We start from the raw sequence: 22524 nt of genomic DNA on the forward strand, positions 1-22524 counted from the left end.
CATCAAAAACGCCGCTACGAGAAAATTACCCACTTTATCGACCCGTGAATGTTAATCAGGTCGAAGAAATCCGATATAAGGAGTAATTCGTTCGCCTGGTAGCAGAACCAGTGCTGGTGGCGCTTCTTTAGAAATCGCCCTCGGCTTGCGAAATAATTTTTAGTGATAGATTGTGAAGATAAAAACAGCCGGACGGATCGCCGTACCGCAATTAACCGCAACGGGACGTTTGCGAGTCTGAGAGAACCAAATTGTCGCTACATTTTATCGAGGAAATGGCACCGCTACTGAACGCCGCAGATGAAGCGGAATGGTTCGGCGCGATCGCGGGCCTGGCCGACACATGGGGCTTCGACAGGCTTCTGATTGCCATGCTGCCGCGCCCGACCATTCGCCTTGAAGACGCCTATGTGCGGAGCACCTACGCACCGGCCTGGCGACGCACCTACGACGAGCAGGGGCTCGTCCATATCGACCCGACTGTCTCGCATTGCGCGACACGCGCCACGCCGCTGATCTGGTCGCCGGACATTTTTACGACCGCGCCGCAGCAATCGATGTATGAGGAAGCCCGCTCGCACGGCCTGCGCGCCGGTGTGACGTTGCCGATTCATGGGCCGAACCAGGAAGCCGGCATGATGTGCTTCGTCAATGACAGCAATCCGACTGAGGCGTTCTGGCGCCACGTCAACGTTGCGTTGCCGAATCTGGTGTTATTGCGCGATCTGGTAATCGATACCAGTCAGCGCCATTTGAATACGCACGCTCAGACTTTATTGCCCAAGCTCACGCCGCGCGAACGCGAATGCCTGAAATGGACCGCGCGCGGCAAATCCACATGGGAAATCTCCCATATCCTGAGCTGCTCGGAAGCCGTGGTGAACTTCCACATGAAGAACATCAGGACGAAATTCGGTGTGAATTCGCGGCGCGCGGCGGCCGTGATCGCCGCGCAGTTGGGGCTTATTGACCCGGGTTGAGCAAGGCGGCGGCGTCGCGGCTGTACAGCACCCGCTCGGCCCGCCCGAGATCGGCGTCGGAAACGGTTTTGGTGAAGTAGAGGCCCAGCAGGATCGACACCGGCGCCGGAATTTCGGCCCCGGATTCGAATCGGCTGCCACGCGACTGCGTCACGCCGAAGCGTGCCCAGAAGCGGCGCTGGCTTTCCTTCTTCTTCTTGCGATAGGCAATGATTAGAACGCGATCCACCGCCGATGACGGCTCTGCCGGGCGGGTTTGGATCGAAGGTTGCGCTTGCCAGTGGTTTTCGAGAAGTTCCATTTTTGTGTCCCGTCGGTTGAGGGCTGAGGCTTGTCTCGAATTCTGCGTTATCCGATAAGCATGCACACCTATCCAGGTAGGTAGGTGGCGGAAAGATTCAAAATGCATAAGTTTTCTTGCGTATTGGGTACCCCAACACGTTCAGGAGAACGTCATGCAAACAGCAATTCGGATTGGAATGCGGCAGGAATTCGACAACGCGGACATCAACGAGATGTACCGCCTGCGGGCCCGGGTGTTTCACGGACGGCTCGGGTGGGATATCCCGACCATCGCGGGCATGGAAATCGACGGCTACGATGCCCTCGGGCCCCATTACATGCTGATTCAGGGCGACGATCGGCACGTGCGGGGCTGCTGGCGCCTGATGCCGACGGAAGGCCCGAACATGCTCAAGGACACCTTCCCGCAATTGCTCCATGGCGCGGATGCGCCGGTCGGGCGGCATATCTGGGAACTGAGCCGGTTTGCGATCGAAACCAGCGGCGAGGAACAGTCGTTCGGCTTTGCCGACCTGACGATGCAGGCGATTCACGAACTCGTGACGTTCGCCGACCGGATGGGCATCACCCGCTACGTCACGGTGACCACCACGCCGATCGAACGGCTGCTGCGCAAGACCGGGATCGACATCAGCCGGCTCGGATCACCCCTGCAGATCGGCGTGGAACGGGCCGTGGCGCTGGATATCGCGGTCAGTCCGAAGACCCGCACCGCCCTGTTCGGGCCGATGGCTGCCGCCGCCTGACGTCTTGACACGACTGGGGCCGCAGTTGCGACAGCCCGGCTACCTGATATTTGCGACCCGCGGAGGAGACACGCGGGATATCAGGAACCGAACATCCGCTCGAGCGCATTCTCGAGATGCGCGCGCATCGCCTTCCCCGCAGCAGGGCCGTCCTTACGGCGGATCGCCTCGAGCACGGCCATATGTTCGGCTTGCACGAGCCGCTGCCGCTCCACCGTTTTCACAAGCGAAAGATTGCGCGACAGATTCATGCTGAACAGAATCTGCTCTTCAATGAACGACATGACCGTGATGAAAAATGGGTTCTTCGAGGCGCGCGCCACCGCCAGGTGGAACATGAAATCGTCCTGCGCGCCAATGCCCCGGGTTTCGATGATCCGTTCCAGCTGGTCCCATGCATGCTGGATCGCGGCGATATCGTCCGCATCGGCTTTGAGCGCTGCCTGTTCGGCCGCGCCGGCTTCGGTCACGATGCGAAATTCATAACAGCGGCGGATGTCGGACAGCGTTTCGAGCGGCGCAAACCGCCGCACATCCGGGTCCGGCCGCCGCGCGACCGTGGTGCCCGAACCGTGCCGCGTCATGATGATCCCGTCCGCCCGCAGGCGCGCCAAGGCCTCGCGCACAGTGGGCCGCGACGTCGCAAAGCGTTCGGCCAGCGCATGCTCGGTAGGCAACCGCTCGCCCTCCTTGTACTCGCCTTCAAGAATGCGATTGAGGATGTCGCCGTAGATCTTGTCGGGCAAGCCCGTCGTTTTGCGCTCGTTCATCAGCGGTGCTGAAGCAGCTTGTCTGAGTAGGTCCTGATTGTAAGGCAAACCCGACCCTATCTTGATCTGATAGATGCGCCCCGGCTTGACAGGAATGCCGCAAACGCTTGCTGCGCGGTGTTTGCCGGGAAGCGTGCAGTTATCGCAAAATTTGACAAGTATTTGATTTACATCCTGTCAGGATGCACCTTTTTCAGCGATCATTTAAGCTGGCATCCGTAATAAATCGTCAATAAGTCCGGCCGTACGCAATGGCCGCGGCATCCCAATCTTTCAGACGCGGAGTCGATATGTACACACGCATCCTCGTAGCGGTCGACGGCAGCCACACCTCGCGCCGCGCATTCGAAGCAGCGCTCGCGCTCGCGAAATCCACCGGCGCTGTCATGCAACCGCTGTACGTCGTCGAAAACACACCGATGTATTTCGAAGCGCCGGGTTATGACCCGTCCATTCTGCGCAACCGCCTCGTCGAAGAGGGCAAAGAACTCTGCGCGGAATTCGCCCTGGCCATGGCAGCGCAAGGCGTCAAGGGGGAGCTCATTGTGGGCGAGGCCTCCTCCCTCGATGACGTTTCAGTGGTCGTGCTAAAAGCGGCCGCCGACTTCAACGCCGATCTGCTCGTGATGGGCACGCATGGCCGGCGCGGTTTTCAGCGCCTGATTCTCGGCAGCGTCGCAGAGCGCTGCGTGCGTCAGGCGACCTTGCCTGTACTGCTGATCCCCTCTGCGGCCGGCAAGGTCAGTGAAAACGCCTGAACGCCTGGTAACACACATTGCAAAGCGCGTGCTCGCCGCATCGGGGGCATGCGCGGCGGCAGCTGCGATACCTCCAAAATCCGAGCGGAGCATCCTCGCCGCGATACATAGCAGTCCATAACCACAAGCAGCAATGCACGCGTGACATCGCTCAAGATGCCTAACTGCGCGAACGCGTCATTTTGCCGCTAAACGGGAGGCATCGGCGGTGGGACAATCAGTTGTTACTCTGACAAATGGCTGCCGAACATGCTTACTCCTCCCGCTGTGACTCGCTCCGCTGGCGCCGCCGATTCCACTCCGAAGTCGTCGCCGGCGCGTAGTAGCCGTCGTGCCGCGCCAGTGAGAGCAACGGCGCGCACCGCCGCTCGTTGTTCGAGTTGCTCGATGCGAGCGCTCTGCATGCCGCAAGGCCTGTCGTCCAACGAACTAACGAAACTCGAAGCGCTCATCTGCAGCGCGCGCTCGGTGCAGCGCGGCGAAGCGCTGTACCGCAGCGGCGACCGCTTCGACAATATTTACGCCGTGCGTTCCGGCTCCATGAAAACCGTCATGGCCCACCGTGACGGCCGCGAACAGGTCACAGGCTTGCGCCTCGCCGGCGAAGCGCTCGGCCTCGACGGTATCAGCGAAGACGTGCACGCATGCAGCGCCGTCGCGCTTGAAGACAGCACCGTATGTATCGTTCCCTACCCCGCCCTCAAGTCCCTGTGCCGTGAAATCAGTTCGATGCAGGACCGCCTGCACAAACTGCTGGGCGAACAGATAGTCCGCGAAGCCGGGCAGATGATGGTGCTCGGTTCCCTTTCAGCGGACGAACGCGTGGCGGCATTTCTGCTCGACGTGTCGGAGCGCAACGCGCAACGCGGTTATTCGTCGGCGGAATTCAATTTGCGCATGACACGCGAGGACATGGGCAGCTACCTCGGTATGACGCTCGAAACCGTGAGCCGCACCCTGTCAAGATTTCAAAAGCGCGGCCTGATCGACACACAGGGCAAACACATCCGGATCGTCGATCTGGAGGGCTTGCAGAAGGTGTAAGCCGTACGCGGAGGACCTGGCCCGCGCCGCCGCGTCCCCGCCCACCTGCTTTTTAGCGCGCATTCGTCTTGGCATGGCTCCTGCGAGCGGGTACAGTCTTTAGTCCGTCCCCCGCAAGGAGACCTGGCGAAATGAATCGCGACCCCGCCCCGCACCACCCGCTCGTCCAGCGTCTGATCGACGCGCGTCAGATTACCGACGCATTGTTTTCTATCGTCAAACCCGAATTTCTGTACGAACGGCCGATCCGTGAGCGTCACCGGATCGTGTTTTACGTCGGCCATCTGGAAGCTTTCGATCGTAATCTTTTCGATCAGCGCCTGTGCGATCTGCCGGCATTCGACCCGCACCTCGATCAGCTCTTCGCTTTCGGCATCGATCCTGTCGACGGCGGCTTTCCGACCGATCAACCCAGCGACTGGCCGTCGCTTGACGCCGTACGCGCCTACGGATTGCGCGCCCGCGAGCAGATCGACCGCGAACTCGACGCGCTGAGCGACTCCGCCCGCGTCGGCCGCAAGGGCGATCATGCTGACGCGTCCGAGCAGTTGCTGAACGTCGCGATCGAGCATCGGCTGATGCATGCGGAAACGCTCGCGTACATGCTGCATCAATTGCCGCTTGCGCAGAAGGTCGCCGGGTTGAAGGAGCCGGCGCTCACGCTTCCTGAACCGCGGCAGGCGTTGTCGTCTATGGTCAGCGTGCCGGCTGGTGCAACGGTGCTCGGCATGTCGCGCGAGAGCGGCCATTTCGGCTGGGACAACGAGTTCGGCGAAAAGCGCGTCGACGTGCCCGCGTTCGAGATCGATCGTCATATGGTGACGAACGGCGCGTTCCGGGAGTTTATCGAGGCGGGTGGTTATCGCGAGCCGAAGTGGTGGACGGACAAGGATTGGGCCTGGAAGGAAGCCGAACATATCGAGCATCCCGCCTGCTGGTCGCAGCAAACCAGAAGCGATCAGAACAGCGCATGGATGCTGCGCACGATGTTCGACGACGTGCCGCTGCCGCTCGACTGGCCCGCGTACGTGAGCCACGCCGAAGCCAGCGCCTACGCGCGCTGGGCCGGCAAGACGCTACCCAGTGAAGCGCAATGGCAACGCGCGGCACATGGCGCACCGCATGCCGCATCGGGCAATTTCGATTTTCGTAGCTGGGATCCGCAGCCGGTCGACGCATATCCGGACAACGTCAGCGCGTTCGGCGTGGAAGGTCAATTCGGCAACGGCTGGGAGTGGACTTCCACGGTGTTCGACGCACTGCCGGGCTTCGAAGCGTTTCCGTTTTATCCGGGCTACTCCGCCAACTTTTTCGACGGGCAGCACTACGTGATCAAAGGCGGTTCGGCACGCACCGCGCAATGCATGTTGCGGCCGGCTTTCCGGAACTGGTTTCAACCGCATTACCAATATGTGTATGCGGGGTTTCGGTGTGTGAAGGCGTGACGAACAAAGCATAAGCTGATGCCCGAAATCACTTATCGCTTGAATCCAAAAAGATCAGTACGCCGCAAGGGCTCGCATTCTTCAGACGGTTGCTGAGCGCCCAGGCTGCAATGCCTGGGCGGAACGCTATCTTCTGGGCATCGGCTGTCTACGGATACGGTAAACGGCAAGCATGCTTTCTGCTTTCGCGGACGGAATTCGGCCAGATTCAGGGACATTTCGAAAAATTCCCCTATGACCACAACCCTGTTTTTCATTAATTGAAAGGATGGTTAATTGTCAGGTGTCGCATATCGGACACGATCTGTATTTCAACTTTTTACATTACTGTTTTGCGAGATTAGTCTCCCTGCATGAGGATTGACGTCCAACGCAGGAGATGAGATGAAACGCACCACCTTTTCGATAATTTCGCTGGCTGCGCTCGCGTCCGCCGGCGCCGCGCATGCCCAAAGCAGCGTGACCTTGTACGGCGCGATCGACACGTCGCTGACCTACGTGCACAACGCACAGGGCAACAAGAATCTCTGGGCTCTCGGTAACAGTAGTGCAGGCAATCTGTCAGGTACACGTTGGGGCCTCAAGGGAACGGAAGATCTTGGCGCCGGCCTGAAGGCCATCTTCCAGCTCGAAAACGGTTTCGATCCGAGCACCGGCAAACTCGGGCAAGGCAGCCGGCTATTCGGGCGGCAGGCCTACGTCGGTTTGACAAGCGATTCGCTGGGTTCCGTGACGCTCGGCCGCCAGTACGATCCGCTGATCGATCTCGTACAGGGCATCACCGAGGACAACTATTTCGGCAGCGCATTCGCGACCGCGGGCGACGTCGACAACTACGACAACAGCTTCCGCGTGAACAACGCAGTCAAGTACACGTCGCCGGTCTGGTCGGGTCTGCAGTTTGAAGCGATGTACTCGTTCGGCGGCATCGCGGGCAGCACCGGCTCAGAGCAATCGTATTCGGCGGCGGCCGCCTATAACAATGGCCCGATCGCCCTCGCCGCCGGTTACTTCTATGCAGCAAACAGTCCAGCGTCGGCGGGCCCACGCAGTCCGACAGCAGGTTGGAATAGCACGTCGGACGGTACGTTCGATGGCCCGATCAACAGTGGATACCAGACCGCGCACTCGCTCGGGATTGCCCGCGTCGCGGGCCAATATACGCTCGGGCAGTTCACGCTCGGGGCCGCCTACAGCAACTCGCAGTACCGCCGCGACAACGCCTCGGTGTTCGCTTCGAACGAAAAATACAACACGGGTCAGGGATTCGTGAACTATCAAGCCACCAAGGCCCTTCTGGTCGGCCTAGGCTACAGCTATACAAAATCGAGCGGCGATACCTCCGCGACGTATCACCAGGTCTCGCTCGGCGCTGACTATTCCCTTTCGAAGCGCACCGATGTGTATGTGACCGCCGCCTATCAGCATGCGAGCGGCGAAACCGGCAATGGCACAGGCGGCACGATGGCGGCGCAAGCCTCGATCGGCTCGTACGGATACGCAGGCACCAGCACGCAGGAAATGGTCAACCTCGGCCTGCGTCATAAGTTCTAGAAAACCCAGCACTTGCTACCACCGCGGCGATCGGCGGCTACGACCCATGCGCGGTCGCCGATTGCGGCTCAAACCAATTTGTACTTCAATCCGCTCTCATGCGAAGACGACGGAGTAGTTCCGCGCCAGCTGGCGTTACCCGAAATCTGCCATCGTCGAAAGCCGTAGGCACAATTTCGACGAGCCTCGCTTCTTGAAGAGCGATTGCATCTGGATCCCCAGGTGCGACCTGGTTGGGCGCATCGAGCAGTAGAAACAGAATCGCGATCTCATGGTGACTCAGCAGCGATTTCATCATCGACCTCAGGCATACACGAGTACTGGACAGGGCGCGCATCGGCGCGACAAACAACTCGGGTTTCGAATGACTTACACGTTGCGGCGAATCCGACGTGGCTCACGTCAGAACGCTATTCATCGGCGTTACGGAGCCCGTCCAACTACGTTTATGAAGTTTGGTTTGGCATTAGCGGTCGCGATCGATACTGATGTGTTCAGGCACTTCACTTTGCGGAATCATGTCGCCGGAATTAAATGGCGGCGGACCGGACCGTTTGCTTGATCGCTGGCATGCTCTCCCAGCCTATACCGACGTCGCTCGGAATTTATTCCAGCTTCGAACTGAGGAAAATGGATGCGAATATCGCCGCTCTGGCGATGGTCCTACGGTTAGATCCAGTCGGCGTAACCACGGCAGGCACGGCCCCCACGTTGTAAAAGACCGGCTCTGCCCTGCTGCGACGGTGCATGGCGGCACGGTCAGAGATTTCCTGGTTGCTCAGGAAAGCGGTGGTTTCCGTTTTTATTTGATGCTCCTTTTACCCGTATGGCGCTCCTCTACGCTGCAAGCCGACGACCCGTCATTGCCGGCCGTGCAATCGCGGGCGGAAATACACACCAGCAGCCGTCATCGTGCCGAAAGAAGAAAATCGAATGCGAACCGCTTGGGGCCAAGGCCTCGACGCGCACATAGCGTCTCCTCTCGCAACCAGTACGGCCGAATTGAATTACGCGAAGCCGCGTCGTCGGTGTCGGCGTAAGCCATTTTTCTACCAGGAACCGCAGGGGCTTCTCGGCGATGTTCATGTTCGCCTCCTTCCATTTCTGCCGCAGCTCACGACGATCAGCTGTCGGTAGCGGAACCCTGCGACCTGTCGATCGTGCTGCGTATACTGAGCTAACCACGCCAGCGTCCGCTTTATTCCCGAGCCTCGAACGTGGCGGCATGCCGCGATTTCGAGCGCGCCTGTGCAACTTGCCCGAGTCTTTGCGAGTTTTTCTTGATCAGAGCCGAACCGGTCCAGATGCGGCTTCCTATTGGACGGACGGTCGAATGGCGGGAATAAAGGTGCGTCGTTTCAAGCGCAACAGTGAGATCAAGGGGAACCGAAGTGCAATCAATTGAGCCAATGCGACCAGTTGGCTGATTGGTGTGGCTTTCGGCCACCGAGAGGGTTGTATCTTTAGTTCGATTGACAACGGTATTCGGCAGCCTCGACTAAACCGCGGCGCGCTATCTGGCGCGAGGAGAGGCCCGCGGCAGACAGCGTGTTTCGCCGGATCGACTAGAACATCGTGTTGTCGTTGGCCGATTGCTCGGGCACGGGTTGAATCACATCCCAGTGCTCGGCGATCTTGCCGTGCTCGACGCGGAAGATGTCCACGATGGCGTTACCGCGGTCTTGCGGGTTGCTGGTCGAGTGAACATGCAGAAAGACGAGATCGCCGTCGGTCGCACTGCGCACGATGGCCGAACGGGCATCGGGGGCATGCTTGAAGTATTCGGTAAAGAAGCTGATGAACGGCGCGGACCCGGTGGGCACATGCGGATTGTGCTGAATGTAATTCGGTGCGAGCACGGCGCTAGCAGTCGTGAGATCGTGCCTGTTGAACACCGCATCGTAGAAGTTCACGACTAGCGCGCGGTTGCGCTCCTCCTGGGCAATATCGCGAGCGGCCGGATGAGCCGGCGCGACGCTATCTTCGGCGCGGGCCACATGGCTTGCGATCAGCACAAAGAAAGCAGCGGTGGCTGCCACGCGCTGGAGCAAGGAGGTTCTGTTTGGCATGACGGTCCCCTTCTTTTCGTTGAAAGCCGGCGGCTGCAAGGACTTTAGCATCCGCAGGTGGCGGCTTGTAGCCAATTGACATCCGGCTACGCTCTCCCGACACCGGGAAGCCCGCAGACATTCTGCGACTTCGCAAGCCTGGCGAGCTCAGGCAGTGGGAATAAATCTCCAATCGGGCAGGTACTCCCTGCTGAAGGCGCCGGTTTCTTCCTAGGCGATCCGGCTGTTCAGCTTGCTGATTCGCTTGCGAGGATCTCATGTCGTCACAGCACCCATCCAATCCGTCACGTCGCGGGGCCTTGAGGTGCATGACCTATGGCGGACTTGGAACGCTGTTCACGCTTTCCGGCGGCGAAAGCTCAGAAGGTCACGATTCAGCAACTGCAGACGCTTCGAGGAGATCATCGTGAAAAATCATTCGTTACCGAAATTCGTATTTGCGGTCGTGTTCTGCCTGGTAGCGTCTGGAGCTACAGTCACGGCGTCCGCACAAAGCGCGAGCGACTCTCTCGTGACGATAAAGAATTTGATGTTCTCGCCCTCGTCCGCCACGATCAAGGCCGGAACGACCATCACGTGGATGAATCTCGATGCGGAGCCGCACACGATAGTCCACGACGTAGGCGCCTTTGACATGGGCCTCTTTCATTCGTACGACCTCGATCAAGACGACACGTTTTCGTACAAGTTCGACAAGCCCGGGATCTACAAGGTCTATTGTGGGGACCACCCTGACATGAAGGAAACGATCACGGTTCAGTGACTCGAACTATTGCGATCTGAGCCGAGTAGGACTTATGGCTGCGGGATGCACGTCCTTGCCCCAGGCCGGCAAAACGGGCCGGTCTCACGTTTTCGACACCTTAAGGAGTTTGATATGAACAGCGTTTTCGACAGACCGAGCGCACCGCAAGCACTGATGGCATTGAGAGGACTCCTGCTAGCGGTATCGTGTATCGCCGCGGGCAGCGTCGCGGCGCAAGGTCTCAGCCCATATGACGATATCAACTCGCCTGAAAACAGCACCCGGTTGATGCCGCAGGCTGCACGCGGGAGCGAGTATCCCACCCACGGTGATCGGCAGGCCGGGGAGCTGAATCTGAATCCGACGGATCCGCGCGCGCAACTCGCCAATGGTTTGCCGAACAATGCGCAGTCTGGTGGATATGGATCGCCACTAGCCGGCGTGAGGACCTATGTCGCGCCGCCGCCGAAGAATTGATGGCCGAGACGAGTCGGCCTGGTGCAGGATGGCGAGTGCCGCCACCGGTCTTGCTAGCCACCGGCACGTTGCTGACGGCCTCGAATCCTTCATCGATCAGCCCGTACAACGTCACGCTGCTTTACCCATGGACGAAACCTGCCAGCGGGCACAACGTTGCTAATGCCAGAAGTTGATTCTTCATTGAGTGATCCCCAGATTGCCTGCAATTAACCCGCAAGAAATTGGCGCATTCGCACCATGGATGTCCGTGTTCCAACCATGCGCGACCTGCTCGACGTCAACCGACCTCCCGGTCGTTCGCGTGTGGCTCCATCCGGCTTGACGACGAGGCCGGATGACAGCGTCTTCCAGGTCGGCCGCACGTTTATTCCCATCTAGCTCGAAATTATTTGGCGTGTTGCAGGGTCCCCGCGTTCTTTTTCACAAACCCGGGAATATCCGTCGGCCAACTGCGGTTAACTCAATGCACATCTCGCAATTTCCACCAGATACTAAGGAATCTGAAATGAACAGATTCATCTTGTCAGGTCGAGCCAACCCTGAGTCGCTGTCATTCATCTGATTCTCGGCTCGCCCTCTCTATCCCGCGAACCAGCACCTTGAAACACCAGGAGTATCGTCATGAAATCAATCTCACAACGTCGGTTATTCGACCAGTCGCTGCGCAACCTGGCGGTCGCCGGCGCGATTCTGATCTCGACTTCAGCTGGCGCGTTTGCGCAAACCATGCCTGACCCGCTGACACATCGAGTCACGCGCGCAGAGGTCATGCATGAACTCTACGAACTGGAGGCGGCGGGTTACAACCCGTCCCAGGGCGACGACGGTTCATATCCCGCAGATCTTCAGGCTGCGCAAGAGAAGGTTGCCGCCAAACATCGAGCGGAACAAAACGCACTGATGAGCGCCGGCCAGAATGGGCAGGTGAAGCCGGTGCCTTGAGGTACAGACGGTCGCCAGTATTCCGCGTACATCGTTGCTCGCGTACGCGACGTGATGCACGGTAGTCAGGTGTTGCCGCGGGCGATGGTTGTGCAACGCAAAATGCAGCGTTCGAGGCGAGGGCATCACCTCGCCGCGCCGCCCCTCACGACAACGAGCTATCTGTCGTTCATATTGATCCGCACATCATGGCGGACTGCGTCATTGCGATGGAACCAGATGGCATTACGCAGCGTCACGGAAACGCCGGAATCGTCGGGTCCGTTCCCTTGATGTCGGCCTCGGCGTGACGCAGTTTGATCGCCTCCTCGATTTCTTCGACGCGATCTTTCACGACGTCGACCATCATCAGCAGTTCGCCTTTTTCTATAGCCTGTTCAAAGCGCTTGAGCCGCGTATTCGGCACATCGACGCCAATCATCGTCGCCGTCCATGCACCAAAGCCGGCGCCACAAAGCGTGATCGCCACGACCGCGCCGCCTGCAATCGTCAGGCCGGCCGGCGGGAACGCCAGTGCGACCAGTGAGGCCAGCGTCCCCGTGAGGCCGCCCATCGCCACCCCTCTCGCGAGGGCCGGCAACAGATCGCTGCGTTGCGCCAGGGTTGCTTCTGGCAAATCCTCGAGCGGCACATTGTGATTGGCGATCACGTGGATATGTCGCCACTCGACCCGCAATAACAGAAGTTCGTTGATAGTCATCTGTGCACTATGCACATTCGGCAATAGCAAATAGATACGTCTCATGTCCTTCTCCCGAGCGGTCGTTCACCGGTCCCGAAGCATCGGGAGGGTGTCTTGTCTATACCGCAACTCGAGTGAGGTTATTCCCGAAGGACAGGTGTGTTGGCAACCGACCGGGAATAGCACGCTGCACCGCGGGTTGGTGCTGACGCTTGCACTCCTGATGATTGCGCATGTCGCAGCCGCGTTGAAACACAAGTTCATCGACCGCGACGGCGTTGCTGGACGCATGGGAATCTGATCTACAGGAACTTCGCGGGAGGCGCCTCCTCCCAGCATCCTTCGAGATTTCCGTCAACGTAGGCTTGCCAGGCGACGCGGTCGCCAATGCATCATGTTTTACCTGCACCCTTGGCAACTTTGGGAATAAGCGGCGCCCGCTCCCGGTATACCGTAGTGTGAGCGCGCTTCATGATGCAGAACCAGCAACTTCCCGTTATTTATATTGGAGTCCAAAGTGAATAAGCGAACGATGATTTTCTCTCTAATTCTCGCTGCTGCAGCGAGCATTGCGATCAATGCGCAGGCTCAAGAAAAGACCCGGGCGCAGGTGCGGCAGGAGTTGATCGAAGCCGAACGCAACGGGCTGAATTTTGTAAGTGACACGTCGTACCCGGACGTTGCGCCGATCTTTGAACAGCAGGCCGCGCGGCTCAAGCAGCAAAACAGCGACAGTGGGATGGGTGTCGCAACGACAGGCACGAGCGATGCCGGCCACATCAAACGGAATACACCTTCTTCAGATCCGTCAGCCTGCGTTGGGCCTGTCAGCTTCTGCACTATTTATTCCGGCTCTTAAGCCACACATCAACGTGATTCACCAGTTCCCCGGCAAACCGGGGCCTTTGTTGGAAGGAGTCGCAATCATGAAAAAGCTCACCCTGTTGGCACTGACGCTCAGTGCGGTCGCCATCTCCACATCGACTTTTGCGCAGTCCGCGTCCGTCCCGCTCACCAGAGCGCAGGTACGCGCCGACCTCATCAAACTCGAACAGGCTGGATACAATCCGTCGACCAGCGATGACGCGACTTATCCTGCCGATATCCAGGCTGCGGAGGCGAAGGCAGCCGCCCAGGACGCTGAACAGCAAGCCGCCACGCCCCAGCAGCAAGAAAGCGACAGTGGCATGGGCGCCGAAATGAAAGGCACGACCGATTCTGGCCACAAAAAACAGGATATGCATCCCTCAAATCCGTCGACCTGCGTCGGACCTGCCAGTTTCTGCGATATTTTTTTCGGCTCTTGAGACACACGCCACCGTGCTACGCCAGAAGTGGTTTCATAAACGCCCCGTGTTAACTTCTCGTGTGCCGTGTTAGCTTTGCCTGGCATGGCACGACGAGAAAAACTTGCAGAAGAGCAAGGAGGCACAGGGCTGCATTGGCGGACACTTTCGTCGCCGACACACTCAAATGACGGCCGTCCAGGCGTTTGGCCGGCGCAGGTATCATTCAATAGAATTTGGTCATCGGACGCGGTGTAGCTGGCGGAAAAACATTCCACGTACCGTCGATGTGCCGGAAGAACAAGAAGGAAACCCGTCGCTCCTGCCGCGACACCTCGACGCGCACGACGCGCGTGCCGCCGATTGCCATTCGACTGAAGTCGCTCACTCGGGCAGGTGCGGCCGGCGTTGGCCTAAGCCATTTCTCCACCACAGAACGAAGGGATTGCTGCGCGAATCTCACACGCTCTGGTGCGGAATTCACTGTAATTGGACTCATTTGGCTTGCCTCCATACCGACACATAGTCCCCTTCCCCCCGCTACGCGAAATTGCCCGGAAACACTACGCCGAACTCGCGTACAGCAGGCCAAGATTCGAAGAGCGGACTTTCGCCAACAATCGACCCTGATCTTTTCGATTCACCCAATTTCGATGATGATTATTATGTTTTCCGATTGTACAATTTAGACTAGTACAATATTTACCATTCGTAAAGCATAGCGAAATCAGGACTATCCCTATGTGGCGGCGCCTGGCGAACACGAGAATCATCAGAACTTTATCGTGAGCTGTGGGGGCCGCACGGCCACGGCCAGCCAGTCAAGCGGCAGAAAATGGGGACCTGAACAGGGGCGTTTAACCTCGACTGCGGCACGCAAGTAACGCCCTGACGTCGAATATTGATGTACCGAAGTCAGTGCGCGACGCCGAAAAATGCTTCCGCACCTTCGGCCGGCGTGAGTCCCACTCTGAAATAGCCCTCAAGCCGTTCAGCCATGACGTCGTTCATGATGAACGGCGGACAGAGGAAGCCGACTGAAACGGCATGGTCGTACCACGCCAGCATCCATGCGCGCAGACCTGCTTCGTCCAGCGAAAATTCATTCGACAGATCTTCAGCCATGCACTGCCTCCTTCGCCATTGTCTCGCCGTTCTGCGGCAATACGGCGGTGCTCATCGCAGGACGAGCGTCTCTGGGCGGAAACACGTGCCAGATTCCGTCGCTGTGCCGAAAGAAAAACAGCGCAAGCGAACCGCCCGGCCGTTGCACTTCGACGCACACACGACGAGTCCGGCCAGATCGTGACCGATGTATCGACAGCACGCGGACCGACTGGCGGCATTCCGTGCCAAGCAGTTTTCCAACGATCCCACGCAACGATTTTTCAGCCACGATGTCTACACTCCGTGATGCAAGTGAAGTCATCGTAAGGCGCTGGAAGCGGCGGTTCCGTCGGGAGCACCGGATAGTTCATTAAGGAACGGCTGATTCGAATGTCAGGATTCTCCTAATCAAACCACTGCGCCGATTAATACAGCTTCGTTTTTTCGCCGACGAGGCGGTATCTGATCGCATCACGGTCAGTTCAGACTACCGGTGCGCCGAATCGACAGGGAAAATACAGGCAACGTATAGGGATTTCCTGACACGAAGTTCAGCATTGACCGGCCCTTCTTTCTTGATGTCCTGACAGCGCTGCGATAACTATCCACATAGGATGAAGACTCGTCAATCGTCCTGTTGCTGAGCGTGGCCATGGTTCCGTATCTGTCTGAACGCGAAAACGCGGTTGAGCATATCAACGCGAAGTGCATCCATCTGTTCGATCTGTGGTGCGAAAGCCGAAGCGTCGCGCCGCTAACGTACCTGTTAAAAGGCTGGCCACTGACAAACAGCGATCCCGAGGCCATCCGGCGCCTTGGCAACGCGCTGCGCGATCTCAGGCGACACCATCTGCATGACGCCAACGACGCGTCATTTCAGGAACTCTGCGAGTTATCGGATTGCGTCGAAGACCTGCTTGTTCTGTCGGCCATGACAACGTGGGCGATGAGCAGCGGGTAGCGTGAACGGGAGATATCGAACCCGCGTAACGCGACTGGTATGAGGGGAAATAGCGTGCAGTTTAACGAAATCAGTGACGAAGAGTGGCTTCTGCTGGCGCCCGTTCTGTCGGATGACGTCATCGTTCATGGGCAACGCGGCCGGCCTCGCGCGCAAGTTCGTCTGGTGGCGAATGCCGTGCTGTGGGTACTGGTGACTGGCGAACCCTGGTCCAGGTTGCCGAACACCTATCCGTCGGTGCCGACGTGCCGGTCACGCTTCGAAAAGTGGCGTGGGACCGGCGCCCTTGCGGAAATGCACGGGCTTCTTTCGAGCCGCGGCCGCACGTTCCGCTGCGGTCCGGATGGCCGGTTGCAACCACAACATGTCCAGCCCCGCTCCGTCGACCGTCAATCCAAGGACGAGGGCCTTCGCAAGGTGTTCTGGACAAGTCAGGCGTCGTGGCAAACGCCGCATGGCGCACGCCAGCCGCCCCATAGCATGGATACGTTCACTCAAGTCGCCCAGCAGCTCCAGGATTCTTCGCCTGTTGCGCCTGAGCGCGTCGAATCCCGCAGCTCGATGAACGCCCCTCAATCCATCCACCGGCCTGCCTCGCCATGGATGGGCCTCGCCTCACAAGGCAAGCGCCAATCCGATCCGCGTGGCTACGTCATCTACGTTGCGGCCGATCGGGTGGCGAACGCCCGGTTTCGTGGATGGGCCGAGATCGTGAGGGACGCGCAGCGCATCGCCCGTTCCGGACTTATCGGTCCGAGCTTCACGAGCTTCGAGGCTGCGCAGCAGTACGCGCTCGAATGGGCCCGACGGTGGATCGACGAGGAAAGCGACCTCGAAAGAGATGATGTCAACGCCGAGAAGTGCGATTCGTGGCAACAGAAAGTCCGATCCGGGTGAACAACGCATCGGCGGCGTGCCCGTAAGATTCGCCGCACAGGCACTATGGGCGGTAGGCAATAGATTTTCTACCTCAGTGACTTGCAGCAGTCACCAGTTGCAGCGGCGTTTCAATGGCGCGCGACAAATCGCTCTGTTTTCTGTGCTCAGTGACTGCCTTCAACGCCACGTCGACACCGAACACAGCTTGCCGATCGGCAAACTGGTTCATCGTCGCGAGCACGCGGCCGTCGAGGAGCAGCGGTTTGATCGCCTCGCTGTCGTTATAGCCGGTGACGTAGACGCCGCCGGTTCTCCCTGCATCACGAATGGCATCCACCGCCCCCATCGCCATATTGTCGTTGCCGCACATCAACGCACGGATCTGCGGATAGTCTCCTAGCATCTTCGACGCAACATCCCGTCCTTTTCCATAGTCCCAGTCGCCGGCTTGTATCGCGACGATCTTCATGCCGGCCGCGTTCATTGCGTCCTTGCTGCCGGCCGTGCGTTGCTGCGCATTGCGGTCGGCGGAAATGCCTTGGATGATCCCGACCTGATCGCCCGCCTTGAGCCGCTCCGCAAGATAATCGCCAACCTGCTTTGCGCCGTTTCGATTGTTCGGACCGACGAAGGGCACGGAGATGTGGGCGGCATCCTGCGACGCGTCATCGAGCGGGTTATCGATGGTAACCATGATGATGCCGGCCTTGATCCCCCGCGCCACGATCGCTGTCAGCGCCTTCGAGTCAGTCGGCGCGATGACGATCGCGTTCATCTTCGCTTTGATCAATTCGTCGACCATCCGGATCTGCGCGGCAGTGTCGTGCTCTGTTGCCGTGCCGCGAATGGTCAAGCCGAACTGCGACGCGAAGTGCTTCTGATAATTCTGCGCAGCGTTCGCCATAGCTACCGTGAACGGATCGGTCATCGACTTCAACACGAGGGCGATCTTCAGCTTGCCACCCTGCATGGCATCGACACGAACCGCACCTGTCAGGCCTGCCGCAGCAAGCGTGCCGGCAACCAGCACGCGGCGGCGCATCCTCTGCGTCATTGATTTTCTCTCCTTGGACCACACGGACGACGGATCAAACCGCAGCGAACGCTGCAGTGTCCCGATCTCCGGTGCCCGTTAGCTGCCGCAAAACGGCAGTGATTTCGTCGAATAACGGCCGGCTGTCGATCTCCTCGCTCAAGCAATTCTCTTTCAACGCTACCAGCTTCGCTGCAATGTCCGCTTGAGCAGCCACCAAGTCGCATCGGTCGATCAATTCCTCCAGCAGACAACCATACGCCCTGACTTCCAGGCGCTGCAGCGCGAAGCGGAAGTCGCGATCATCAGTCGCGTAGAAAGACGCCGCGCCAAAATCGCCCAGCAGCGCGCGACCTTGGCCACCGTGCAGAATATTGTGCGCGTACAGATCGCCATGCATCACACCTTGCCGATGCAGATGACACGCTGCCGACGCCATGCCGTATGCAAGGCGTAACACCGATGCCAACTCGAAGCGCGTGTCGGCATCGTAGACATCACGCGTGCATGACTCGAGGCTCGGCGGTCCGGCGAGGTTCGTGAATTGCGGGTCGATCAGTTCCATCACCAGGCCATGCGTGCCCGCCGGATGGCCCTTCACCTTGCCCACCACCGGGATCAGATTCGGATGATCGCCGGCACGAATGCAGGCCGCCATCTCGCAGTCCGGCAATCCATCGCTCGTCACCGCGCCCTTGAACAACTTGACGGCCACAGGCCTACTCGCATGTTCGTGACGAGCAAGAAGCGCCGCGCGATAAATGACACCGGAGGCGCCCTCGCCTAACTGCTGTTCAAGTTTCAACTCATCCCATCGAATATCGGCACTCGGCGTATCGGTGAGTGCCGCTGTCTCCAGCGCTTCGCTAAACGGATTGCCGGCGAAAGCCAGCCAGGAAAGCCGCGGCAAGCGCAACAACCATGCAGGCAGTTCGCTGAGTTGATTCGCCGCGAGACGCAGCAGTTCGAGACGCGAGCAGGCCGCCAATTCTTCGGGCAGCGTGCGCAACCGGTTACCTGCAAGCATCAACTTCTGAAGTTGCGTGCAGGTGCCGATTTCCGCAGGCAGTGTGTCGATCTCGTTGTCGGTGAGGATCAGCCAGCGCAGCAGCGGCGGCAGCGATTGACCCGAGACCTTGCGAATGCGGTTTGCCTTGAAGCCGACCATGCTCAGTTGCGAGCACTGCCCGAGGACTTCCGGCAATTCGGTGAAGGGGTTGTCAGACGCAAAAATGATGCGCAGCTTGCTTAACCGTGGCAAATCATCGGGCAGCCTCGTAAGTGCATTGCCCGATAGATCGAGAATTTCCAGCGTATCGGCCAGATCGAAAATCTCGCGTGGAAATTCGCTCAGCCCGCACGCCAGTTTAAGTCGGCGAGTACCCGCCAGTTGTCCGGCCCGCAGTTGTTCGAGGGTGCTTGTCACAGTCGTAGAGAAGAGTTCCGGTTGCCGGTGAGCGATGTGCCGAAGGTATCAATTCTACTGAGTCGTGGGCCGCGCGCGGAATTGGATAGCAAGATCCGGCGTGACCTCGGCGAGGACGAGGGTTAAGCTGTCAGGTATCGGAGCCATGGCAGAGCGAAGTTCGCAGCCTCGCATCAAGCCATCTCAGTCTCCAGCCAGTCAGGAATCCAGCAAAGTGACATACGCATACAAGTCAATGAATTCGCCCGTCGGCGAACTGAAGCTCGTGGCAAACGGCAACCGGCTCGCCGCCATTCTGTGGGAAAACGACAAGCCGAACCGGGTGCGCCTGCCGGAAATGGCCGAGGCGAATGACCGCGCGATCCTGATCGAAACCGAGCGGCAATTGAATGAATATTTCGCGGGGACGAGAGACCGGTTCGACCTCGAACTCGACTTCCAGGGAACGGACTTTCAGAAGAGAGTTTGGGCGGCGCTCCTGACGATCCCGTTCGGCGAGACGCGCAGCTACTCGGACATCGCGACGCAAATCGGAAACATCAACGCGGTGCGCGCCGTGGGCGCGGCGAACGGCAAAAATCCGATCTCGATCGTGGCGCCGTGTCATCGCGTGATCGGCGCGTCCGGCGATCTGACCGGCTTTGCCGGCGGACTCGTGAACAAGATGTTTCTTCTGTCGCTGGAAGCCGGGCAGACCTCGCTGGAAGCGGCTGCGGATTCGAATGACGCTGCGGCTACTGCAACGGCTGCGACTTCAAGCGCGACTCCGGGAACTGGCGTCAGAGAAACGGCTGTGAAACCAGCACGCCCGGCGCCAAGCCGTGGGACCCAGCACTCGTTGTTCGGCAACTGAGCGGGTTGGATGCAACGGTCGTGACATTACGAGGCGGCGTTCAACGCCGCCTAACGCACCACATCACCAATGCAACAGGTTCTGCTCGCACATACGCTCATCGGCGATATCATTTCAACAATACTTGAAATATGAAAACGATGGGCGTATCGTTCGGCCATGGACTCGAACCTTGTTGTACGCGCCCTTGGCGCGCTCGCTCATGAATCGCGGCTGGCGATCTTCCGTTTGCTGGTCGTCGCGGGGCCGGATGGCATCGCCGCCGGTGAAATCGCGCAGCAGCTCGGACTGTCCCCATCGAGCCTCTCCTTTCACCTCAAAGACCTGTCGCATGCCGGGTTGGTGACACCCCGGCAGGACGGGCGCTTCATCATCTATTCGGCGAATTTCGACGCGATGACGGGCCTGATCGGCTTCCTGACCGAAAACTGCTGCGCCGGCGCACCGTGCGCCGCGAGCGACCTCCCCGGCTGCTGCGAAAAATGAGCACCGGTAGCACAGTGGCGCGTGGCGCACGGCCGGCGATCGGATTCTTCGAGCGCTATATGACCGTCTGGGTAGCGCTGTGCATCGTAGTCGGCATCCTGGTCGGGCAACTGCTTCCGCAACTCTTCCAGGCGATCGGCCTGTTTGGATTTCATTCGGGTGCAGCGCTTGCCACGGTGGTCGGCGTGCTGATCGAAGTGCCGGTGATGCTGTTAGTGGTCAGCGTCGTCAATCGTTCGCAGCATTGGTACGAGGCAAAAACACAGCGTTAAAGGACAATGAGGACAACGTGTATGAGCGTTACGATCTATCACAACCCCGACTGCGGCACCTCGCGCAATACGCTTGCAATGATTCGCAATGCCGGCATCGAGCCGGAGGTCATCGAGTATCTGAAGAACCCACCTGATCGGGCCACACTGAAGGACCTGATCGAACGCGCCGGGCTCACCGTGCGCGCCACGCTGCGCGAGAAAGGCACGCCATATGCCGAACTCGGTCTCGCGGACGCATCCTTGAGCGATGAACAATTGCTCGATGCGATGCTGGCGCATCCGATCCTCATCAATCGCCCCATTGTGGTCACCCCGCTCGGCGTACGCCTATGCAGACCGTCCGAGGTGGTCCTCGATATCCTGCCCGCAGCGCAACAGGGGGCGTTTATCAAAGAGGACGGCGAGCATGTGATCGACAGCGCGGGACGGAGGGTTCGTTGATGTTCGGGAATCTGCCTAACATCAGCGCCCCACATTTCCACGCGCCGGATCCGCAAAAACTCGAACCGCACGCGATTTCGCAACACGCCCCGCGAATTCTGCTGCTGTACGGGTCGTTGCGTCCCACTTCATTCAGCAAACTGCTTACTTTCGAAGCCGAACGCATCCTGCGCCAATTCGGCGCCGAAACACGCATCTTCGATCCGCACGGCCTGCCGATCACGGACAGCGTAGCGGCCGATCATCCGAAGGTCGTCGAACTACGCAAACTGTCGGAATGGTCGGAGGGACAGGTGTGGTGCAGCCCGGAGCGTCACGGTACGCTCACGGCGGTGTTCAAGAATCAGATCGACTGGCTGCCGCTCGAAAGCGGTGGCGTGCGCCCCACACAAGGACGCACGCTCGCGGTGATGCAGGTATGCGGCGGATCGCAATCGTTCAACGCCGTCAACGCCTTGCGCGTGCTGGGCCGATGGATGCGCATGGTGACGATCCCCAATCAGTCGTCGGTGGCAAAGGCGTATCAGGAATTCGACGCCGACGGCCGGATGAAACCCTCCGCCTACTACGATCGCGTCGTTGACGTGATGGAGGAGTTGTACAAGTTCACGTTGCTGGTACGCGACCGTTCAGATTACCTGACCAATCGCTACAGCGAACGCAAGGAAGCGCATCCGGAACTGGCGAGCGCGTTGGCGGCCAACGCGATGGTTCATGAAACAGCGAGCGCCAATGCAAACAGCAACGACAGCGACGATAGCGAAACAGAATGACGACGACGGCACTCGGCAGTGCTAACCCTGGCGCTCGCAGCGCATAAAGCTCCTATCCTTAAGATGCCCTTTGGGCATCAACCAGGAGGATGACATGCGCATGCTACTCAACATACGTATTCCGCACGAACCGTTCAACACGCTAGTGCGCGATGGCACTGTCGGCGAAGTGATAGGGCGAATACTTGAAGACATCAAACCAGAAGCTGCCTACTTCACCGAGCAGAACGGAACACGTGGCGCGGTACTCATCGTGAACCTCGATGAACCATCGGGAATTCCCGCACTCGCAGAACCATTTTTTCTGAAGCTTAACGCCGACTGCGAGTTTCGCGTCGTCATGTTGCCGCAGGACCTCATGAAAGCCGGACTGGAGAATCTCGGCTCAAAATGGAAGTAGCGCATACGTTCGTATCAAACGATGAACTTGCCGTCTGCGGTTCATAAGACGCACCCCAGACGGCATCGCGCGCAAAGGCGCAGACG

At 59.0% G+C, this 22524-nt stretch carries 27 protein-coding genes and 1 pseudogene; 20 read left to right on the forward strand and 8 right to left on the reverse strand.

The annotated features are described in order from the left end of the window. The first annotated feature begins 275 nt into the window (after nucleotides 1-275). Nucleotides 276-980 (forward strand): LuxR family transcriptional regulator, encoded by a 705-nt coding sequence (locus M0D66_RS00170; RefSeq protein WP_093637292.1) that lies wholly within the window; start codon nucleotides 276-278, stop codon nucleotides 978-980. Here M0D66_RS00170 and M0D66_RS00175 read toward each other — a convergent pair. After that, nucleotides 964-1281, reverse strand: coding sequence for a hypothetical protein (locus M0D66_RS00175; RefSeq protein ID WP_054040665.1), 318 nt, complete (start codon nucleotides 1279-1281; stop codon nucleotides 964-966). The genes M0D66_RS00170 and M0D66_RS00175 overlap by 17 nt on opposite strands. A gap of 154 nt (nucleotides 1282-1435) precedes the next feature. Here M0D66_RS00175 and M0D66_RS00180 point away from each other — a divergent pair, with 154 nt between their 5' ends. Continuing rightward, a complete protein-coding gene (locus M0D66_RS00180) occupies nucleotides 1436-2029 on the forward strand; it encodes an acyl-homoserine-lactone synthase (RefSeq protein WP_093637295.1) in 594 nt (197 codons plus the stop codon). 80 nt (nucleotides 2030-2109) lie between these two features. On the opposite strand, the gene M0D66_RS00185 is transcribed toward M0D66_RS00180, so the two are convergent. Beyond that, nucleotides 2110-2799: a FadR/GntR family transcriptional regulator gene (locus M0D66_RS00185; RefSeq protein WP_054040669.1), complete on the reverse strand. Its 690-nt coding sequence runs from the start codon at nucleotides 2797-2799 to the stop codon at nucleotides 2110-2112. A 290-nt stretch (nucleotides 2800-3089) separates the two neighbouring features. On the opposite strand from M0D66_RS00185, the gene M0D66_RS00190 reads away from it, so the two are divergent. The 4 genes from M0D66_RS00190 to M0D66_RS00205 all read left to right on the forward strand — a co-directional run bounded on the left by M0D66_RS00190 (nucleotide 3090) and on the right by M0D66_RS00205 (nucleotide 7600). Continuing rightward, nucleotides 3090-3557, forward strand: a complete 468-nt coding sequence (locus tag M0D66_RS00190; protein ID WP_211700337.1) for a universal stress protein — start codon at nucleotides 3090-3092, stop codon at nucleotides 3555-3557. Nucleotides 3558-3944: 387 nt separating this feature from the next. After that, a complete protein-coding gene (locus M0D66_RS00195; RefSeq protein ID WP_093637301.1) occupies nucleotides 3945-4601 on the forward strand; it encodes a helix-turn-helix domain-containing protein in 657 nt (218 codons plus the stop codon). A 131-nt stretch (nucleotides 4602-4732) separates the two neighbouring features. Further along, nucleotides 4733-6046, forward strand: coding sequence for an SUMF1/EgtB/PvdO family nonheme iron enzyme (locus tag M0D66_RS00200; protein ID WP_200619534.1), 1314 nt, complete (start codon nucleotides 4733-4735; stop codon nucleotides 6044-6046). A gap of 384 nt (nucleotides 6047-6430) precedes the next feature. Next, the gene (locus tag M0D66_RS00205) at nucleotides 6431-7600 is read left to right on the forward strand and encodes a porin (protein ID WP_211700336.1); all 1170 of its coding nucleotides are present in this window, start codon (nucleotides 6431-6433) and stop codon (nucleotides 7598-7600) included. A gap of 837 nt (nucleotides 7601-8437) precedes the next feature. On the opposite strand, the gene M0D66_RS00210 is transcribed toward M0D66_RS00205, so the two are convergent. Continuing rightward, nucleotides 8438-8686 carry a hypothetical protein gene (locus tag M0D66_RS00210; RefSeq protein WP_211705885.1) on the reverse strand — a complete coding sequence of 83 codons (249 nt, stop codon included), beginning with the start codon at nucleotides 8684-8686 and terminating at the stop codon, nucleotides 8438-8440. 479 nt (nucleotides 8687-9165) lie between these two features. After that, nucleotides 9166-9669 carry a nuclear transport factor 2 family protein gene (locus M0D66_RS00215; RefSeq protein ID WP_211705886.1) on the reverse strand — a complete coding sequence of 168 codons (504 nt, stop codon included), beginning with the start codon at nucleotides 9667-9669 and terminating at the stop codon, nucleotides 9166-9168. Nucleotides 9670-9926: 257 nt separating this feature from the next. Here M0D66_RS00215 and M0D66_RS00220 point away from each other — a divergent pair. The 4 genes and pseudogenes from M0D66_RS00220 to M0D66_RS00235 all read left to right on the forward strand — a co-directional run. After that, nucleotides 9927-10022, forward strand: a pseudogene (locus tag M0D66_RS00220) (metallophosphoesterase); the annotation flags it as partial. 101 nt (nucleotides 10023-10123) lie between these two features. Beyond that, nucleotides 10124-10432 (forward strand): plastocyanin/azurin family copper-binding protein, encoded by a 309-nt coding sequence (locus M0D66_RS00225; RefSeq protein WP_244179426.1) that lies wholly within the window; start codon nucleotides 10124-10126, stop codon nucleotides 10430-10432. Between the two features lie 156 nt (nucleotides 10433-10588). Further along, a complete protein-coding gene (locus M0D66_RS00230; RefSeq protein ID WP_211705985.1) occupies nucleotides 10589-10891 on the forward strand; it encodes a hypothetical protein in 303 nt (100 codons plus the stop codon). Nucleotides 10892-11515: 624 nt separating this feature from the next. Beyond that, nucleotides 11516-11836 (forward strand): DUF4148 domain-containing protein, encoded by a 321-nt coding sequence (locus M0D66_RS00235; RefSeq protein ID WP_211705888.1) that lies wholly within the window; start codon nucleotides 11516-11518, stop codon nucleotides 11834-11836. 235 nt (nucleotides 11837-12071) lie between these two features. Here M0D66_RS00235 and M0D66_RS00240 read toward each other — a convergent pair whose 3' ends face one another. Next, nucleotides 12072-12581 carry a DUF1269 domain-containing protein gene (locus tag M0D66_RS00240; RefSeq protein WP_211705889.1) on the reverse strand — a complete coding sequence of 170 codons (510 nt, stop codon included), beginning with the start codon at nucleotides 12579-12581 and terminating at the stop codon, nucleotides 12072-12074. A gap of 454 nt (nucleotides 12582-13035) precedes the next feature. Between M0D66_RS00240 and M0D66_RS00245 the strand changes: the two genes are divergently transcribed. Both M0D66_RS00245 and M0D66_RS00250 read left to right on the forward strand, forming a co-directional pair. Continuing rightward, complete coding sequence (locus M0D66_RS00245) at nucleotides 13036-13377, forward strand: DUF4148 domain-containing protein (protein WP_211705890.1); 342 nt, start codon at nucleotides 13036-13038, stop codon at nucleotides 13375-13377. A gap of 67 nt (nucleotides 13378-13444) precedes the next feature. Next, a complete protein-coding gene (locus tag M0D66_RS00250) occupies nucleotides 13445-13825 on the forward strand; it encodes a DUF4148 domain-containing protein (protein ID WP_211705891.1) in 381 nt (126 codons plus the stop codon). A gap of 894 nt (nucleotides 13826-14719) precedes the next feature. On the opposite strand, the gene M0D66_RS00260 is transcribed toward M0D66_RS00250, so the two are convergent. Continuing rightward, complete coding sequence (locus M0D66_RS00260) at nucleotides 14720-14929, reverse strand: hypothetical protein (protein WP_093637336.1); 210 nt, start codon at nucleotides 14927-14929, stop codon at nucleotides 14720-14722. A gap of 634 nt (nucleotides 14930-15563) precedes the next feature. On the opposite strand from M0D66_RS00260, the gene M0D66_RS00270 reads away from it, so the two are divergent. After that, on the forward strand, nucleotides 15564-15872 hold the full coding sequence (locus M0D66_RS00270; RefSeq protein ID WP_093637340.1) for a hypothetical protein: 309 nt from the start codon (nucleotides 15564-15566) through the stop codon (nucleotides 15870-15872). Nucleotides 15873-15926: 54 nt separating this feature from the next. Next, on the forward strand, nucleotides 15927-16769 hold the full coding sequence (locus tag M0D66_RS00275; RefSeq protein ID WP_266208841.1) for a transposase: 843 nt from the start codon (nucleotides 15927-15929) through the stop codon (nucleotides 16767-16769). A 73-nt stretch (nucleotides 16770-16842) separates the two neighbouring features. Here the strand turns inward: M0D66_RS00275 and M0D66_RS00280 are convergent, their stop codons facing one another. Then, entirely contained in the window at nucleotides 16843-17805 is a 963-nt protein-coding gene (locus M0D66_RS00280; RefSeq protein ID WP_211705892.1) for a substrate-binding domain-containing protein, read from the reverse strand. 34 nt (nucleotides 17806-17839) lie between these two features. After that, nucleotides 17840-19210, reverse strand: coding sequence for a leucine-rich repeat-containing protein kinase family protein (locus tag M0D66_RS00285; RefSeq protein WP_211705893.1), 1371 nt, complete (start codon nucleotides 19208-19210; stop codon nucleotides 17840-17842). Between the two features lie 214 nt (nucleotides 19211-19424). Here M0D66_RS00285 and M0D66_RS00290 point away from each other — a divergent pair, with 214 nt between their 5' ends. The 6 genes from M0D66_RS00290 to M0D66_RS00315 all read left to right on the forward strand — a co-directional run bounded on the left by M0D66_RS00290 (nucleotide 19425) and on the right by M0D66_RS00315 (nucleotide 22438). Continuing rightward, complete coding sequence (locus M0D66_RS00290; RefSeq protein WP_244863958.1) at nucleotides 19425-20063, forward strand: methylated-DNA--[protein]-cysteine S-methyltransferase; 639 nt, start codon at nucleotides 19425-19427, stop codon at nucleotides 20061-20063. Between the two features lie 159 nt (nucleotides 20064-20222). Further along, nucleotides 20223-20549, forward strand: a complete 327-nt coding sequence (locus M0D66_RS00295; RefSeq protein ID WP_211700330.1) for a helix-turn-helix transcriptional regulator — start codon at nucleotides 20223-20225, stop codon at nucleotides 20547-20549. Next, nucleotides 20546-20821 (forward strand): hypothetical protein, encoded by a 276-nt coding sequence (locus tag M0D66_RS00300; protein WP_280530024.1) that lies wholly within the window; start codon nucleotides 20546-20548, stop codon nucleotides 20819-20821. The genes M0D66_RS00295 and M0D66_RS00300 overlap by 4 nt, the downstream gene beginning before the upstream one ends. Before the next feature lie 21 nt (nucleotides 20822-20842). Next, nucleotides 20843-21265, forward strand: a complete 423-nt coding sequence (arsC, locus tag M0D66_RS00305; protein ID WP_200619546.1) for an arsenate reductase (glutaredoxin) — start codon at nucleotides 20843-20845, stop codon at nucleotides 21263-21265. Next, on the forward strand, nucleotides 21265-22038 hold the full coding sequence (gene arsH, locus M0D66_RS00310) for an arsenical resistance protein ArsH (RefSeq protein WP_211705894.1): 774 nt from the start codon (nucleotides 21265-21267) through the stop codon (nucleotides 22036-22038). The genes arsC and arsH overlap by 1 nt, the downstream gene beginning before the upstream one ends. Nucleotides 22039-22132: 94 nt before the next feature. After that, nucleotides 22133-22438, forward strand: coding sequence for a panthothenate synthetase (locus M0D66_RS00315; protein ID WP_211705895.1), 306 nt, complete (start codon nucleotides 22133-22135; stop codon nucleotides 22436-22438). Nucleotides 22439-22524: the final 86 nt, after the last annotated feature.

The organism is Paraburkholderia sp. SECH2 (assembly GCF_030464795.1).
Classification (GTDB): Bacteria; Pseudomonadota; Gammaproteobacteria; order Burkholderiales; family Burkholderiaceae; genus Paraburkholderia; species Paraburkholderia aspalathi.

Excerpts from the sequence above, each read along its gene's own strand:
- M0D66_RS00190 (WP_211700337.1), top strand. The coding sequence starts at position 3,090 with ATGTACACACGCATCCTCGTAGCGGTCGACGGCAGCCACACCTCGCGC.
- M0D66_RS00250 (WP_211705891.1), top strand. The coding sequence starts at position 13,445 with ATGAAAAAGCTCACCCTGTTGGCACTGACGCTCAGTGCGGTCGCCATC.
- M0D66_RS00300 (WP_280530024.1), top strand. The coding sequence starts at position 20,546 with ATGAGCACCGGTAGCACAGTGGCGCGTGGCGCACGGCCGGCGATCGGA.
- M0D66_RS00200 (WP_200619534.1), top strand. The coding sequence starts at position 4,733 with ATGAATCGCGACCCCGCCCCGCACCACCCGCTCGTCCAGCGTCTGATC.
- arsH (WP_211705894.1), top strand. The coding sequence starts at position 21,265 with ATGTTCGGGAATCTGCCTAACATCAGCGCCCCACATTTCCACGCGCCG.
- M0D66_RS00195 (WP_093637301.1), top strand. The coding sequence starts at position 3,945 with ATGCGAGCGCTCTGCATGCCGCAAGGCCTGTCGTCCAACGAACTAACG.
- M0D66_RS00175 (WP_054040665.1), bottom strand. The coding sequence starts at position 1,281 with ATGGAACTTCTCGAAAACCACTGGCAAGCGCAACCTTCGATCCAAACC.
- M0D66_RS00235 (WP_211705888.1), top strand. The coding sequence starts at position 11,516 with ATGAAATCAATCTCACAACGTCGGTTATTCGACCAGTCGCTGCGCAAC.
- M0D66_RS00180 (WP_093637295.1), top strand. The coding sequence starts at position 1,436 with ATGCAAACAGCAATTCGGATTGGAATGCGGCAGGAATTCGACAACGCG.
- M0D66_RS00280 (WP_211705892.1), bottom strand. The coding sequence starts at position 17,805 with ATGACGCAGAGGATGCGCCGCCGCGTGCTGGTTGCCGGCACGCTTGCT.
- M0D66_RS00205 (WP_211700336.1), top strand. The coding sequence starts at position 6,431 with ATGAAACGCACCACCTTTTCGATAATTTCGCTGGCTGCGCTCGCGTCC.
- M0D66_RS00185 (WP_054040669.1), bottom strand. The coding sequence starts at position 2,799 with ATGAACGAGCGCAAAACGACGGGCTTGCCCGACAAGATCTACGGCGAC.
- M0D66_RS00260 (WP_093637336.1), bottom strand. The coding sequence starts at position 14,929 with ATGGCTGAAGATCTGTCGAATGAATTTTCGCTGGACGAAGCAGGTCTG.
- M0D66_RS00170 (WP_093637292.1), top strand. The coding sequence starts at position 276 with ATGGCACCGCTACTGAACGCCGCAGATGAAGCGGAATGGTTCGGCGCG.
- M0D66_RS00315 (WP_211705895.1), top strand. The coding sequence starts at position 22,133 with ATGCGCATGCTACTCAACATACGTATTCCGCACGAACCGTTCAACACG.
- M0D66_RS00210 (WP_211705885.1), bottom strand. The coding sequence starts at position 8,686 with ATGAACATCGCCGAGAAGCCCCTGCGGTTCCTGGTAGAAAAATGGCTT.
- M0D66_RS00240 (WP_211705889.1), bottom strand. The coding sequence starts at position 12,581 with ATGAGACGTATCTATTTGCTATTGCCGAATGTGCATAGTGCACAGATG.
- M0D66_RS00295 (WP_211700330.1), top strand. The coding sequence starts at position 20,223 with ATGGACTCGAACCTTGTTGTACGCGCCCTTGGCGCGCTCGCTCATGAA.
- arsC (WP_200619546.1), top strand. The coding sequence starts at position 20,843 with ATGAGCGTTACGATCTATCACAACCCCGACTGCGGCACCTCGCGCAAT.
- M0D66_RS00230 (WP_211705985.1), top strand. The coding sequence starts at position 10,589 with ATGGCATTGAGAGGACTCCTGCTAGCGGTATCGTGTATCGCCGCGGGC.
- M0D66_RS00215 (WP_211705886.1), bottom strand. The coding sequence starts at position 9,669 with ATGCCAAACAGAACCTCCTTGCTCCAGCGCGTGGCAGCCACCGCTGCT.
- M0D66_RS00270 (WP_093637340.1), top strand. The coding sequence starts at position 15,564 with ATGGTTCCGTATCTGTCTGAACGCGAAAACGCGGTTGAGCATATCAAC.